A 13,787-nucleotide genomic window follows, 5' to 3' on the forward strand; every position below is an offset into this window, starting at 1 on the left:
TCCGGGCGGCCAAGTTCTTTGAGCCATCCAACGGCGACAAGCTCACAGCCATACCCAGAACCCCCGGGCCCGACGATCTTACGAATGACCGCCTCAGACCCACGCTTGGAAGGTAGGACAAGCTCAGAGTTCACAGACAACTACTGACGCCCACCGGCGCCGCTCGGCGTGCCCTCGGTCTGCTGGACCGCCGGGGCGGGATCGGGGCCCCTGTCGATCAGGGCCGCGACTGCGGCGGGCAGAGCCGGCACAAGCGCGCACAACAGCGTGACCAGGGCGGTATGCCAGGCCCACCACGAGACGGTCTGCGGGTGCACGGCGGGGATCATGCCCCAGTGCACGCCGTAGAAGACAATCCCGTACGCGGTCAGGGTCGGGACGTCGACCACGAGGTGCCTATCTGTTCGGAACGGCAGGAACGCCGACCAGATGACGATCCCGCCCAGGAGAAGGGCAGTTACCGGTACGGCGGTGCCGCGCAGGCCCTGTTCCCGCTCCAGCCAGTCGTGTAGCTGGGTGCCGGTCACACCCAGCGTGGCCAGCAGACCCAAACCGCCTAACGCCGCCAGCACGACCGCGGCGTGAGGGTCGATGCGCTCCAGCAGCTTCAACCAGCGTTCGTCCCAGTCCGGCTTCTCCCCAGGCTCGTCGGTCTCCCCGGGCTCAACGGCGACGTCGGTCATGGCCTGTTCCCCTCCAACGGGCACGGGCGGGACCGTACGGGCACATGGAGGCAGATGTCCGAGAAAACGGAGCGCGTGATCCTTATGGGTGAATGGAGGGTCGACCCGGGCGTCAGGAGTCGGAGATCTGATCGAAGCCCCGCAGTAGCGGTGCCAACGCCCGGGCACAGCCTCACATTGTGCACAGCCGCGTCCCTGGGTTCTCGCCACGTTCAGCGCGTGCTCCACATCGAGGAGGCGGTGTCTGGGCGGTGGCGTAGGCGGGGGCATCCACGCTTGACAGGTCCGGCCTTTCGCTGTGCATCCGTTCGGCCTGCTGTGATGGCGGAACGCTCCGAGCCCTGTGAGGGTGGCGTGGGGGGCGCCGTCTACGTCGGCCAGGCCTCCTGCGACCTTCCTCTGAAGGAGTTCTGTCATGTCTGAACGCAACACCGTCATCCGCAGCCTGCACGATCTTGGTCTGGCCGCCTGGTTCGGCGGGTCGTTGATGGGAGCGGTCGGCCTCAACCGTGCGGCCCAGGACGAAGGCGGCACAGAAGCGACCCGAGACCGCATCTCTTCGTCGGGCTGGGCAAGTTGGACACCGGTCAACGCCGCCGCGATCGGAGCGCACCTGTTCGGCGGCGGCGGTCTGCTAGCCGTGAACGCCCACCGTGTCGCCACCCAGCAAGGCGTGGGAGCCTCCACCACGGCCAAGACCCTGGTCACCGCCGCGGCTCTGGCCGCCACCGCCTACGCCCGCGTCCTGGGCAAGAAGGTCGAGCTGGCCTCCTCAACGGACCCCGCTGACGCCGCGAAGGCCCAGAACCACCCGATTGACCTCGACAAGGCGCGGCGGCAGCTGGCCACCGCACAGTGGGCGGTGCCGGCTCTGACCGGATGCCTGGTGGTGCTCAACGCCCTGCACGGCGAGCAGCAGCGGCCGGGCGAACAGATGCCCGGCATGTGGGAGCGGGCCCGTTCCGCGACTCATCTGATGGCCTGACGGCCCCCACGAGGCGGCTTGGATTGAACTCGGGTCGTAGTTGGTGCGCACGCCACCGAGGGCCGGCGCAGCAGATCGGTCGCCACCTGCGCGGCCACCTGCTCGTCGGCGACCAGGTCGTGCACGGCCTCGACCTTCTCCTGCGCGGTCTCTGGGCCCGGCCCGTGGTAGCCGACCCGCCGCCGGGACGTCTCCGGCGTCCACCGCCGCCTGCCCGTCCGCTCATCCAGCGGCGGGTTCCTGATCGCCGCCCACCGCTCGTCGTCATCAGAGATCGCGGCCAGGGTCTGGTGAGTACTGAACGCCACCCCAGGGCATCGGTGCTGTTCAGGTCACCGGCTGGCCACCCACCGGTACGACTTCAAGGTGTTGTAGGGAACGTCGATGTCTTCCGAGAGCCGGTGCGGCCACGCCGACACTCCAAAGAGGTCGTCGCCCACGGTGCGGCCACCGTGGTCCTGCACCGGGCACACTTCCAGGGCTCCATCCCCGATGATGAACTGACTCTTCGACAACTTCTCGACCGCATCACGCAGCCGTTCAACGATCCGCTCGTACCGGTCCACGCTGACGCTGCCGACCATCTCCGAACTGGACACCACAACCCACCCCCTGCCAGGCCGGAGCACGACGCCCGCAGCCGTGAAGAGGAACCCCGACCCGCCCAGTACGGCAGAATCCGCCCGCCAGCCCCTCCCGCAAAGGCGTACCGACACCGCACGCGGAGCATCCTAAAGCTCTCCGCAAAGCCCCCTGCCGGACCCCTGAGAACGCAGAGCCCAGTGCGTACGGAGTCCTCCACCGAGGCGCGTGTACGAGATCAACCGAGGTTCAAAGACGGTCTCTGACTGAGGATGAAGCCAAGGCCGAGGAGCCGATGTCCCGCCGCTACCGGTCGGCCTCGTTTCCGGGCAGCCTGAGATCCGTATGCGTGGTCGCGGCCGCGTTCCGGGCCGCATGGAGCAGGCCGGCGCCCTCATGCGCGCGACAGCCGTAGCGGGAGGAACTACCGGCCTACGCGGTGACCGCCGCTCGCGGTGAGATGAGAACCCGCCTCACAGATCGAGAACCGCGCGCAGCGCCTGGTCCACCCGCGCCATCGTCTCGGCGGGCACCACCCCGACACGGGTCGCGTCCGTAAAGCGTGTCACGCGCAACTGCTGAAGGTTCACGGCGACCGCGGTGCACGGCATCGGGTCGCCGATCACCACGCTCATCGCCGTGTCGGGGTAGCGCCCGCTCGGGTGCAGCACGATCGCGAGTACCGCCTTGAACGACGTTTCCAGACCGTCCAGGGAGACGATCAGGACGCTGCGTTCATCGGCCAGAGTCCAGACCTCACCGCGCCTCACAGAGCGTCGCCCTCGCCCGCCAGTTCCTCACCCAGACCCAGCGAGGCGAGCTGCCGCGCGGCATCCAGGGTGGCCTGACGGCGGGCCGCCCGGACGATGTACGCGTTCAGGGACAGGCCCGCGGCCTCGGCGCCGGCGCGGATCGAGGGGTCCAGATCGTCCGGGATGCGCAGCGTCATCACAGTCATGACACCACTCTAGCCACCAAAACTGGTCTCTACCGTGGTGTCGGGTAGTGTTCTGCGCTTCACCGCACTCTCGCTTGGACACCCTGGACAACGACGAAGACCTGCGGGATGCCGCCGACGCCGCATCACCGACTGGCGCTTCCGCTGTAACCGGCCGGACGGAGCGCGAGAGCTCATCCGGCCTGACGCAGCGCAGGAGAGCTGGTCGCACCGGTCTGCCCGGCACGCTCGGCACGGGCGCGGCGGATCGCGGCCGCGCGCACGGCTTCGGCGGCCTGACGCTGCTGAGCACGGACACCCTCGAGCGACGTCGGCGCTTCGTCCTCCTGCTCATCTCCTCGGTCAGGGAAAACGGTGGCAGCAAGACTGTTCGTCACATACACCGCGCAGGTGGTCCGGCCGAAACAACCCGGTAGCACGGCCCTTGGTCCGAGGCCCGCTCGCTCCCGGCCCCGACCGAGGCGCAGCCTCGCAACGAGAGGTCCCCAACCTTGAGGCGGCCGGCATCCTCGGCCACGATCGTTGCCTCACCCTCGTCGTGACGATCAGGGAGTCAGGTCCAGAACGCGCACCGGCTGGCCTTCCCACCGCTGTGGCACGGTGGTCGCCACGATCGCCCCGGCCGGCCGGTCCGGGGTGGGCTGAGCGGCGTGCGCGGCGTGGGCGACCGCCCAGGTTTCCTGACGAGCCACAGCCAGGGCAGCGGGCAAGTCCAGGTCGATAACGGTGACGCCGGGCAACGCGGCCAGGTGCTCGGCGGTCCCCGGCCGGCCGCGGTCGGCTTCGACGAGTGCGCATGTCGGGGCGTACAGGTGCCAGTCAGCTTCGGCGTGCGCGCGGTGGATGAGCCGGGAGGCCAGGACGTTGCCCTGTCCGGCAGCCGCCATCGCGCTCTCGTCCAAGACGATGTGCATCGGCTCGCTCACCGGCCAGCCGCCTGTGCCAGGCGGCGGTCCAGCTCGGAGTCCAGGTCCTGTTCCTGGGCCGCGGTCGGCGCGTACCCGTTCCACGCCGCGAGTGCCGCTTTGGCCTTCTCGGCCCGCTCGGCCCGCTCAGCAGGGGTGAGGAGGGTCTCGGCGAGGCGGGCCAGGTATGCCCGCAGCGACAGTCCCTCCGCGGCCGCGGATCCTTGGCCTCCTCAGGGACACGGATATTGGCATCAGACATCGTCACGCTCCTTCCCCCCCCAGGGTATGGGTACGTACCCGTACCCATACAGTCCTTATGGGCTCACGTATCAGCGGCTGGATGATCTGCGGTGTGGGGACTGGGCTTCTAGGGGCGGACCGATCAGTAGTCAGCCGGACGCACGCCCTCGGATACCGGGCACGATAGGCAGCCGGCGGGTTCGTACTGGCGATGTCCTCGACACCCTGGCGGTGATGCTGCACTAGCCGACCGGAGCCTGGCCGTTCATCAACGGTGGAACGGCATGAGCCGGTGGTGAGTGAAGGCACTCCGCTCTCCGGCTTGGTGATCTGCTGCCACGACGATTCTCCTTCATACCCTGCCGGGTAGCACCGTCACCCATACGGTCGGTGATCGTTCCCGATGTGTATCAACACACCGGATGCGAAGGAGGCCCCATGGGCCCGTCGTTTGTGATCGAGCGGCTCGAGTTCCAGCGCGGCGGTGTCTGGTACGCCCGCTACTTCAAGGGCCTGGTTACCTTCCTCGTGGGTCACTCCAAGGCAGGGAAGTCCACCGCGCTCGAGGCACTGCTGTACCCGTTGGGCCTGCAAACGACGACGGTGATGCCAGAGGTCCGCAGCTGCGAGTACGTCCGGCTAGTCTTTCGCATCGCGGGCACCCGCTGGCAGGCCACCCGCAGTGGACCCAACCCGCGGGCCCGCGTGTCCTTGCAAATCCTCGATGACACGGACGAAATCGAGCACCTTCTGCCGGTGACGAGCACCAGAGCAGGCGAGACGACAGCCGGTGCTTTCGTCCAGGATCTGCTCGGCTTGCCCGCCGCCGCGCGCGGGGCGACGCGTGTCGGGCTGGATGACTTCTACGGCACTGTCATGGCGCTGCGGCAGAACACGATCGCGTCGCAGTTCCTTGGCGGTGGGAAGGACGAGGCGCGGATCCTGGCCCTGGAAGTGCTCCTCGGCCTGTGGAACGAGGACTTGGCCAACCTGGAGAAGAACGCATCCGAGGTGACATCGCGCTACCGAGCGGCTCGCTCCGCGCTGGCTGCGTTCAAGAAGCTGCGGGACAGCGGGGCGCTGGCCGACCCGGCCAGTGTCCGCGCCATATACGAGCAGAAGCAGCGTGAACACAGTGCGGCGGCACAGCGGTGGCAGGCGGCCGACGCGGCACTGAAGAACGCCGTAGGGGAAAACGGGCGGCTCGTCGCGCTGCACAAGGCGGCCGAGACCGAACGCAAAAGGGCCACCAAGCAGGTCGCCGCCGCCCAGGCTCGGCTGAACGGCGCCACCGCCGAACACTCACACGCCGAAGGGGAACTCGCTGAGCTGCTCAAACAGCATGCTCAGGACTGCACCTGCTGCGGTCAGCTACTCCCGGAGCGGGAGCCAGGCCTGTGTCGGCAATGCGGTCTGCCGCACGAGGGCGTGGCGGACCGGCGAGAACAGGAAATCGCCGTGGCCCGTGCCAAGGTGGACCGGCTCCGGCTCAAGCTGCACGCCCTGGAGGAAGCCGCCCTCGCCGCCGCTGCGAAGGCGGCAGCAGCCGATACAGCAGCCGCGGACGCCCTTGGTACCCGCGAGACCTACGACGAAGGCCATCTCAAGCCCGCCCACAAGGCCGCCCAACATGCCGAAAAGGAGGCCCACGGTCTGAGCCGCGACGTCGCTCAGCTCAAGGAGCGTCTGGAATCTGCCGACTACATCAGCGCCCAGGAGAAGGTCATCCAGGCGGCCAAGGAACAGATGGAAGTGGCACAGGCCGCCCGGGACGCTGCGGTTACCGCCCACGACGTACGCCGCAAGGAAATCACCGCACGCTGGTCGGAGTTCTTCCTCGCACGGCTCCAGCAGATCAACCCCGATGTCGAGACCGCCTTCATCGACCCCGGCGACTTCACCACCCGCGTCAAGGAACGCCACACCGCCGACAAAACCTTCGCCGAAAGCTCGGTCGCCGGCAGCCCAAAGGTAGCCACCAACGTCGCGCTGCTCCTGGCCCTGCGCGACCTCGGCCGCACCGACCCCTCCGTCCGCGTGCCCCCGCTGCTGATCATCGACTCCCCCCTGTCCGGCCTCGGAGCACAGGGACTCGACCACGCCACGGGACTGCGCCTGATCGACACCCTCATCGACATCGCCGATGATGCTTCCCCCGACGGCTACGCCTGCCAGGTCATCGCCGCCACCAACGACCCCCTCCCCCACTCCTATCCCGGCGCACGCGAAATCCGTATCGACACCAACAACCGGTTCTTCGACCACGCACCCCCTCACGACCGCTGATGCCTCGCATTGGCCGCCCCGATCAGCCTCGGCGCCACCCGCGGCTGCGGACGACGACATCGTCGGGCAAGGTGAGGAGGGGGCGTACTTCGTTGCCGGATGACCCGGCCGCTGCGCCTTCTTCCATGCCTTCCCTCTGGCAGGTGACGAATCCACACAACGAGGACGGGAAACTTCGGGAAATCCTCGTATCCTTCCGGGTTGTTAGGCCGTTTGAGGGGCATGGAACAGATCAGCCCGCTAAATGAGCTGGCCCTGTGCATCGAGCACCATAACGAGACCCTGGAGAAGTCCCGGGGGCTATGGGCAGAGGCGGAGCAGGCCAGCCGGAGAATCGGCCACCTAGTCGGACTCGCTATGACGACAGGCACTTCATGGGCCGAACTGGGCCGCCTGCTGGCGGCCGTGGAGGATACGGCCGTACCTTCCGGCCTCAAGACGCCCCGCTCAGCGGAACCCTCACACGACGCAACGGAACCGCTGGAGGAGCAGGCATCGCTGGAAGACGCTCGCCCATCCGCGCCAGTCGGCACCGAAACCGACGCTCTGGGCACACCACGCGTCCTGCAGCAGGGCAAACCGGAGGAGCAGTCAGCCGAGGGAGGTAGTGTCCACGCGCGCGCCCTGCAGATCGTGCGCGAGGTGCAATGGCCCTCCGGTGTAGAGGTGGCGACGGTCATGCGAGTCCTCGCGTCCGAGGGGCACACCGTCACCGAGCACCAGACTCGGGCCTGGCTCGATGAATGGACTGCAAGCGGTCAGGGGCGACGTGTTGAAGCCAATCGGTACTTGCGAAGAGATCTACTCCTGACGAGCCCCACCCTCGCCACGGGTGACCATGCTCCGCTGCTCCTGCGCCGGGCCCATCAGATCGTTGCCGCGACGCCGGAGAAGGAGATGTCTACACGCCGGCTAGCCGCCGCGCTGGACGAAAACGTGCAGATCGTCGGTGGCGAGCTGTGCTCCATGCTGCGCGAAGCCGGAATTACACGTCCCAACCGAGGCAAGATCGGCGCCCGTTATGGGGGAACGACCGGTCCTCGTCTGCCGGGTTACACGGCTGAGGCACTGGGACAGGCCATCGCTGTCTACAACGCCCGAGGAGCCGCTGGCAGCCGCTCCGGCCCTGGAACGGCTAGACCGGGCCTGTACCAAGCAGAAGGGCGAGAGGCACCGAACGTACAGAAGGAAGGCGTCTCGTCCGGAACCGCTCACCCTTCGCCGCGAACCGGGCGTGAGCGTGCGCTGGAGCTTGTTCAAGAGGCCGGCAAGAACGCAATGAGCCCCATTACGTTGATCCGTCAACTGAGCGAAGAGGGGCACCTCGTCACCGACACGCAGGTCCGCACGTGGCTGAAGCATTGGATGGGCGACGGACTTCTCCGGGAGTCTGACGACTCCCGCCAGATCGGGCACCCCCGGCCCCCGGGGGTGCCCGATCTCACTGGGGATGCGGTGCCGCAGATGCTGATCAGGGCACGCGACGCAGCGCGGGGGGCCGGGGGAGTCATCTCCAGCCAGCAGCTGTTCGCAGCTCTACAGGGCCAGACACCGGTGTTTCGGGACGCTTCGGATATGGCCGGGCGACTCGTCAGCCTGCTAAACAAGGTGGGCGTGAGCCGACCGGATCGCGGACGGGTTCAAACTCACCCAACGCAGTCAAAAGTTGCTGGATTCACTGCATCAACCCTTGATCAAGGGGTCACCGCCTACCAGCGACAGCACAGGCAGCGAAGGCCGGGGGCCTCCAGCCATCAACCCGCCGGAGATACGCGGGTGTCGTCCGAATGACCACGTTCTCGGAGGCGGCTGTATCGCTGCTGGCAGTGGCGCACCCGCCGGCTGCAAGCCGCCCACGGGCCCACCCTGTCCTACGAAGACGCCTGGTGCCTGATGGCGCTCGCCGACGACGTAGCGAACCTGCCGTACGTGCGGCGGCGCACCACTCCCGTGCCCGGCGTCATGGTAGATGTGTGGGCGCAGCTCGACCCAGCAGAACAGCAGCGGCGCCTGGCCTTCCTGACTCGTCACAACCGCACCCCACTGCACCTACTGGGAACCCCTGAGGAAGTGATTGAGCTGGCCGGTCTCCACGTCACGGAATGGGCGCTCCCGCCGGACGTGCCATCGCTCTCGCTGGTAGCCCAGCAACGGCCCGGGCCAAGGGGAACCGGCTGACCCAAAGGTCAACTTTGTCGGTGCCAACCTGAGACATCCACCCCGTACCCCTGCCTCCTCCCGGGCTGCTGATCATGCCGCTGACATGACAGCAACTGCCGTGACAGGGTGCGGTGATCGCACCCAGCAGGCGGAGAGGGTTCCTGCGGAAGCACGGATGTGGGACGGACTGATCGGCGTGGTGACAGGCCATCCACCGCGACCTCGGCGAGGACCTCCTGCCCGCCGGCGCAGGCGAGAGCGCCGCGTAGAGGAGACTGGAGGAACGCCCCGGCGGCGCGGGCGACGTCCGGCCGATGCTGCCCGCCGCCGGGGCCTCTCCCTATATGGGGGAGAAGCCACCCGATCATCATCCTCGTTGAGAAGGCCATGGACCTGTTCCCACCGTCGCGACGCCCGGTGTCGCCGAGCAGGCCGAGGCCCTGGCCGATGCCGCGTGCGAGCTGCACGACGCCGCCGGCACCCGAGAGATGGAGCGCGGCCGCCGTCGAGGACGTAGTCGAGTCGATGGACACCACCGCGCTCGCCCTGGCGGCCGCGCACCCCGACGCCGCCGCGGCGATGCAGGCCTCGGGCGACAGTTGGCACAGCCCCGCGAGCGCCTCGGCCTCCCGGCCGTCAATTCCGACGACAAGCACCAGGAGCAGCTCGTAGTGCCATCGGCCCCGGTACGGCGCCGTCTCGAGCGGCGCGGCCTCGGCCCCGGGTGCCGAGGACTGCAGATTCCGCCGGGACGTACCGCATCCGGGCGGTAGACGAGTAGCGACGAGGAGGTCATCGTGACCGCACAGCCCGACCATCAGGCCCGGCCCGGCTTCACCCCGCCCATGGGCACGCTCGCCGATCTGCGCGAGGCGCTGTCCACGTGGGGGTTCCCCGGTGACCGCCAACGATTCGAGGAGGAGCTCGACGCCCTCGACCTCGACGACCTTACGAAGGTGCGCGAGCTCACCCAGGCGTACCGACACCGCGTCCTGCTCCGGTACGACGGTCCAGGCATGGCCGCACTCGCCCGCACGACCGGCGACGTCGAGGCCGAGCTCCGGCGGAAGCTCATGGAGGCCGACGCCCAGTGACGCATGCCTTTACTCCGACGCAGCCGACAAGGCCCGCGCCGAGCTCAGCCGGTCGGAGCCGCCCCATCGACTGCCGGCTTCGATCAGTTTCAGCCTGAACAACAGGTGCTCTTAGGTCAGTTGATTCGATCTCCCCGCGCGGCTTGACATATCCGAGGCAGCATACGCAGCGAACTGGTGCGACTACTTAACGCAACGAAATGGGGGATGATGGCCCGCCAGCCGAACCCGGATCTCACCAACACTCTGACGATGCTCCACACCGCCGTCATGCACACAGACAAAAACATCCGGGACGCGTTCGACAAGAGCGTCGAGAAGCTGGAGACGGCCGGCCGGGCCGCGCACGAGAAGACGACTAAGGAGGTCGTCGACGAGCTCGGCAGGATGCGCTCGAACTTCCGCGACGTGTACAACAAGCTGAACTCCAACGGCGAATCGCTCAGCAGCACCGTCCACGACGTCGTTGCCCAGCTGCGCGCCGAACTGCGGGAGGTCCGCGCCGCCCTCGTGGATCTCACTGCGCCTGCACCATCCCCACTCACCATCTCGCCCTCGCCCGCATCAGCCGAGCAGGAGGCACCCGGCGCCGAGGGTGACCACCGTGACTCCGCCGCCGCATCCGTCGCCACCCTCACCGAGTCAGACGGCCACCCGGAAGACAGTGCTCTCCGGATCGCGATTCCCGCGCAGTGCTCCGCCGAACGGGAGCCGGCCTCGCCCAGCCCAGAGATGCCGGTTGACGTAGTCCGCCAGGCCGTCCGGGACGTCCTCACCGACGAACTCGCCCCCGTGCTCACCGCGCTCACCAGCCCAGTCAGCACCGACGACGCGGTCGGCAACCATCAGGATGCGCCGGACCGAGTACGCGAAGCGGTGGGAGAGATCAAACAGGAGGTCGGCACCGCCCTGGTCGAAGCCCGCTCCGCACTCGCCTCACTGCGGCAGGAGATCGCCGACCTGCACACCGCCGTGGAGGAACTGCGACCGCAGCCGGACACCGCTACCGAAACCGCAGTCATTGAAGTAAGCCAGGAACACAGCACCTTGTTGAAGACCGCAGCCCGCGTCTCCTCGGCAAGCCTATTGTCTCACCGTGACATCTGGGAGTTCATCACCGCCCACGCGGGACGTCACCCGCACTTCCGAGTACCACCACAGGTCGCCGACGAGGGAGACGAACGGATTCGCGCCGCCCTGTCCGGCCGCTCCCTGATCGCCCTGCTCATCAGCCTGCACTCCATTAAGCACACCGCTAGCGACGGCGATGGCGACCAAGAGCTCGCCGCTACGTTGTACGAGCGGATCGAGGAGAGCCTGACGGACCTCACTCCCAGCGGTCAGCCGGTCACCATCACCCTCGATGACCGCACCGCTTACGGTGCTCCGGCCGCGAGCCACGCCGAGGCAGAGGGCGAGCTGGAGAGCCCTGGCACCCCACCAGCTTCCACGGAGCAGGACACGGACCCGGGCGAGGAGGCCGGTCCCTCTACCCCGTGAACGACCGCTGCTGGCACCCGTCACTCCGGTCGGGTGCCAGCAGCCCCGCACACCAGCGGGCTGTACGGGGTGCTCGAAGCCGGTTTTGTTCTGCTCCGAGGTGTCGGGATGGGTCCTATACCCCTCTACCCCTTCAGGGGTTACGAAGGGCAGGGGCGCAGGTGAGGCAGCGGCTCGACGGGCGTCACCGCGCCACCTCACGGACTGGGGCGGTGGCCAGGGGAGGACCCTGGGCGGATGCCCGGCTTCTTCTTCCGGTCGCTTCGGCTGGCCACGAGGGTCTTGCGGATCTCGGCGGCGGTCTTCCGGGCGTGCTCGCTGGTGGAGGTGGCCTCGGCGGTTCCGGGAACGAACCGGTGCTCGGGCTGTTGGCAGTACGAGCAGGGGGCGCCGTCGGGGATGGTACGGCCGTCCTCGCAGGCCGGATTGGGGCAGGGGCCGCGGCCGACGAGGAACTCAGCGATCTCCTGCGGGGCCCAGCGGAGCCGGTTGTCCTCGTCGCGTTCGTGGATGGCGTGGGACCAGCGGGTGTGCCATCGACGTTCGATGCGGTCGAGGAGCTGGGCGGGGGTCCGGTGGGCGAGCTCGGCGAAGAGGATGTCGGGAAGGGTCCGCGGGAGGCGGTGGCCGAGGGCTTTGAGTAGTGGTTGGGGGAAGCCCTGCATGATGAATCCGATCGGATCGTTGCCGGGGCCCCGCTTCCATGTCCGGCACCGGCACGCGCCTTCTGCCGGAAGCGGGCTGCCGCAGCGGGCGCACAGGCCTCGGCAGTCGGCGCACAGCCCGTTGTCCAGGCCGTCGAGGTGCGGCGCCGGTGCTCGCCCGCACTCCAGGCAGCACGAGGCACACAGGCCGCAGAGCCGCTCGTCGCCGACCCGTGTCGTCCAGGAGCGCTGCTGGCAGCGGCAGCACAGGGAGGGCTTGCAGTAGTCGTTGTGCGCGCCGTCGTACCGGGCGAGGCGGTCGAGCACGGTGCTCCTTTCAGGTCCCGGCCATGTCGACGAACCGGGAGTAGTGCCCCTGGAAGGCCACGGTGATGGTGGCGGTGGGGCCGTTGCGGTGCTTGGCGACGATGAAGTCAGCCTCGCCTGCGCGGGGTGACTCTTTCTCGTAGGCATCCTCGCGGTGCAGAAGGATGACGAGGTCTGCGTTGTCCTCGAGCGACCCGGAGTCGCGGAGGTCGATGAGCATCGGCTTCTTGTCGGTGCGCTGTTCGGCGCCACGGTTGGCCTTGGAGATGGCGACGATGGGGATCTGCAGCTCGGTGGCGAGCAGCTTCAGGCAGCGTGAGATCTCGGAGATCTCTTCGTAGCGGGAGCCGAGCGGGCGGGTGCCGTAGGTCATCATCTGCAGGTTGTCGACGATGAGCAGCTTGATGTTCCGCTGGCCGGCGAGGCGGCGGCACTGTGCCCGCAGGTCGGTGAAGGTGGGCCAGGCCTCGTCCTGGATGTACAGGGGGGCTTTGGAGACGTCAGGGACGCGTCGGGCCAGCCTGATCCAGTGTTCGTCGTTCATGGTGCCGGCTCGCATGTGGTGCAGGGGCACGCGGGCTTCCGCGGACAGGATGCGGATGGCGATTTCCTCGCGGCCGGACTCGTAGGTGAACAGAGCTGCGGGAAGGTCGTGCTTGATGGAGGCGGAGCGCACGAGGTCAAGGGCGAGGGTGGAGGTGCCCATGGCGGGTCGGGCGGCGATGACGACCAGGTGTCCGGGGCGCAGTCCGCTGGTGAGCAAGTCGAGGTCGGTGAAGCCGGTCGGGACTCCGCTGAGGGCACCGTCGCTGCCGGCCGCCTCGAGCTCGTCGAGTGCGCCTTCGAGGATGTCGCCGATCGAGTAGGAAGGGGCGAGGCCGCGGGGGCGTTGGGCGGTGGCTGCGAGGATTTCGGCCTGGGCGATGTCGGCGAGACGGTCAGCCTCTTCGGGAGTGCTCTCGGAAGCCAGGCTCTCTACCCGGGCGGCGGCTTCCTTGGTGCGCCGCAGCATGGCGTGGGCCTGCACGCGCTCAGCGGCGCGGCGCCAGCCGTCGCCGGTGCCTCTGGCGATCAGCGAGTCGAGGTAGTCGACGCCGCCGGCGGCGTCCAGGGTTCCGTCGGAGCCGAGAACCTTGGTCACTCGAAGGGGGTCGGGGCTATCACCGGAGGCGTAGATGCGGAGCACGGCCTCGTAGATCAGGACATGGGCCGGCTCGTAGAAGTCGTGAGGATGGAGCATCTCGACGACGTCGGCGATGGTGTCGGTGGACAGCAGCATCGCGCGAAGGACGGTCTTCTCCGCGGACACTGCGTTGTCGTCGCTGCTCGTGGTCTCTCCGCCGTCTGGCTCGTTGCTCATGGTGGTGTCCCCCGCTCCCCCGCTGCGCTGCCGGCGTCGACGCGCCGGCGAATGGTCGTG

General features: G+C 68.0%; 15 protein-coding genes and 2 pseudogenes. 8 read left to right on the forward strand and 9 right to left on the reverse strand.

The window, feature by feature from the left end:
- Window positions 1–140 precede the first annotated feature (140 nt).
- On the reverse strand, window positions 141–683 hold the full coding sequence (locus tag ACOBQB_RS10455) for a hypothetical protein (RefSeq protein ID WP_423590833.1): 543 nt from the start codon (window positions 681–683) through the stop codon (window positions 141–143).
- Between the two features lie 415 nt (window positions 684–1,098).
- Here ACOBQB_RS10455 and ACOBQB_RS10460 point away from each other — a divergent pair, with 415 nt between their 5' ends.
- Entirely contained in the window at window positions 1,099–1,668 is a 570-nt protein-coding gene (locus tag ACOBQB_RS10460; protein ID WP_423590834.1) for a hypothetical protein, read from the forward strand.
- On the opposite strand, the pseudogene ACOBQB_RS10465 reads toward ACOBQB_RS10460, so the two are convergent.
- From ACOBQB_RS10465 to ACOBQB_RS10480, 4 genes and pseudogenes are all read right to left on the reverse strand, one after another.
- Window positions 1,653–1,988, reverse strand: a pseudogene (locus ACOBQB_RS10465) (DUF6192 family protein); the annotation flags it as partial. The gene ACOBQB_RS10460 and the pseudogene ACOBQB_RS10465 overlap by 16 nt on opposite strands.
- A 12-nt stretch (window positions 1,989–2,000) precedes the next feature.
- On the reverse strand, window positions 2,001–2,252 hold the full coding sequence (locus ACOBQB_RS10470) for a hypothetical protein (protein ID WP_423590836.1): 252 nt from the start codon (window positions 2,250–2,252) through the stop codon (window positions 2,001–2,003).
- Between the two features lie 471 nt (window positions 2,253–2,723).
- Window positions 2,724–3,020 carry a hypothetical protein gene (locus ACOBQB_RS10475; protein WP_423590837.1) on the reverse strand — a complete coding sequence of 99 codons (297 nt, stop codon included), beginning with the start codon at window positions 3,018–3,020 and terminating at the stop codon, window positions 2,724–2,726.
- A complete protein-coding gene (locus tag ACOBQB_RS10480; protein WP_423590839.1) occupies window positions 3,017–3,208 on the reverse strand; it encodes a toxin-antitoxin system HicB family antitoxin in 192 nt (63 codons plus the stop codon). The genes ACOBQB_RS10475 and ACOBQB_RS10480 overlap by 4 nt, the downstream gene beginning before the upstream one ends.
- A 74-nt stretch (window positions 3,209–3,282) precedes the next feature.
- Between ACOBQB_RS10480 and ACOBQB_RS10485 the strand changes: the two genes are divergently transcribed.
- Window positions 3,283–3,624 carry a hypothetical protein gene (locus ACOBQB_RS10485; protein WP_423590841.1) on the forward strand — a complete coding sequence of 114 codons (342 nt, stop codon included), beginning with the start codon at window positions 3,283–3,285 and terminating at the stop codon, window positions 3,622–3,624.
- A gap of 129 nt (window positions 3,625–3,753) precedes the next feature.
- Here the strand turns inward: ACOBQB_RS10485 and ACOBQB_RS10490 are convergent, their stop codons facing one another.
- Together ACOBQB_RS10490 and ACOBQB_RS10495 are read right to left on the reverse strand one after the other, a co-directional pair.
- Window positions 3,754–4,122 carry a hypothetical protein gene (locus ACOBQB_RS10490; protein WP_423590886.1) on the reverse strand — a complete coding sequence of 123 codons (369 nt, stop codon included), beginning with the start codon at window positions 4,120–4,122 and terminating at the stop codon, window positions 3,754–3,756.
- Window positions 4,123–4,130: 8 nt separating this feature from the next.
- Window positions 4,131–4,375: pseudogene (locus ACOBQB_RS10495) on the reverse strand (hypothetical protein).
- 419 nt (window positions 4,376–4,794) lie between these two features.
- On the opposite strand from ACOBQB_RS10495, the gene ACOBQB_RS10500 reads away from it, so the two are divergent.
- The 6 genes from ACOBQB_RS10500 (at window position 4,795) to ACOBQB_RS10525 (ending at window position 11,396) form a co-directional block, all read left to right on the forward strand.
- Window positions 4,795–6,642 carry a hypothetical protein gene (locus ACOBQB_RS10500; RefSeq protein ID WP_423590842.1) on the forward strand — a complete coding sequence of 616 codons (1,848 nt, stop codon included), beginning with the start codon at window positions 4,795–4,797 and terminating at the stop codon, window positions 6,640–6,642.
- Between the two features lie 222 nt (window positions 6,643–6,864).
- Window positions 6,865–8,433, forward strand: coding sequence for a hypothetical protein (locus ACOBQB_RS10505; RefSeq protein ID WP_423590843.1), 1,569 nt, complete (start codon window positions 6,865–6,867; stop codon window positions 8,431–8,433).
- A gap of 102 nt (window positions 8,434–8,535) precedes the next feature.
- Window positions 8,536–8,820 (forward strand): hypothetical protein, encoded by a 285-nt coding sequence (locus tag ACOBQB_RS10510; protein WP_423590845.1) that lies wholly within the window; start codon window positions 8,536–8,538, stop codon window positions 8,818–8,820.
- A gap of 429 nt (window positions 8,821–9,249) precedes the next feature.
- Entirely contained in the window at window positions 9,250–9,474 is a 225-nt protein-coding gene (locus tag ACOBQB_RS10515; RefSeq protein WP_423590847.1) for a hypothetical protein, read from the forward strand.
- Window positions 9,475–9,599: 125 nt separating this feature from the next.
- Window positions 9,600–9,896: a hypothetical protein gene (locus tag ACOBQB_RS10520; protein ID WP_423590849.1), complete on the forward strand. Its 297-nt coding sequence runs from the start codon at window positions 9,600–9,602 to the stop codon at window positions 9,894–9,896.
- A gap of 270 nt (window positions 9,897–10,166) precedes the next feature.
- Window positions 10,167–11,396 carry a hypothetical protein gene (locus tag ACOBQB_RS10525; RefSeq protein ID WP_423590851.1) on the forward strand — a complete coding sequence of 410 codons (1,230 nt, stop codon included), beginning with the start codon at window positions 10,167–10,169 and terminating at the stop codon, window positions 11,394–11,396.
- A gap of 197 nt (window positions 11,397–11,593) precedes the next feature.
- Here ACOBQB_RS10525 and ACOBQB_RS10530 read toward each other — a convergent pair whose 3' ends face one another.
- Both ACOBQB_RS10530 and dnaB read right to left on the reverse strand, forming a co-directional pair.
- A complete protein-coding gene (locus ACOBQB_RS10530; RefSeq protein WP_423590853.1) occupies window positions 11,594–12,367 on the reverse strand; it encodes a hypothetical protein in 774 nt (257 codons plus the stop codon).
- A 10-nt stretch (window positions 12,368–12,377) separates the two neighbouring features.
- A complete protein-coding gene (dnaB, locus tag ACOBQB_RS10535; protein ID WP_423590854.1) occupies window positions 12,378–13,727 on the reverse strand; it encodes a replicative DNA helicase in 1,350 nt (449 codons plus the stop codon).
- Between the last annotated feature and the right edge of the window lie 60 nt (window positions 13,728–13,787).

The sequence above is a fragment of the Streptomyces sp. G5(2025) genome, assembly GCF_049542075.1.
GTDB lineage: Bacteria > Actinomycetota > Actinomycetes > Streptomycetales > Streptomycetaceae > Streptomyces.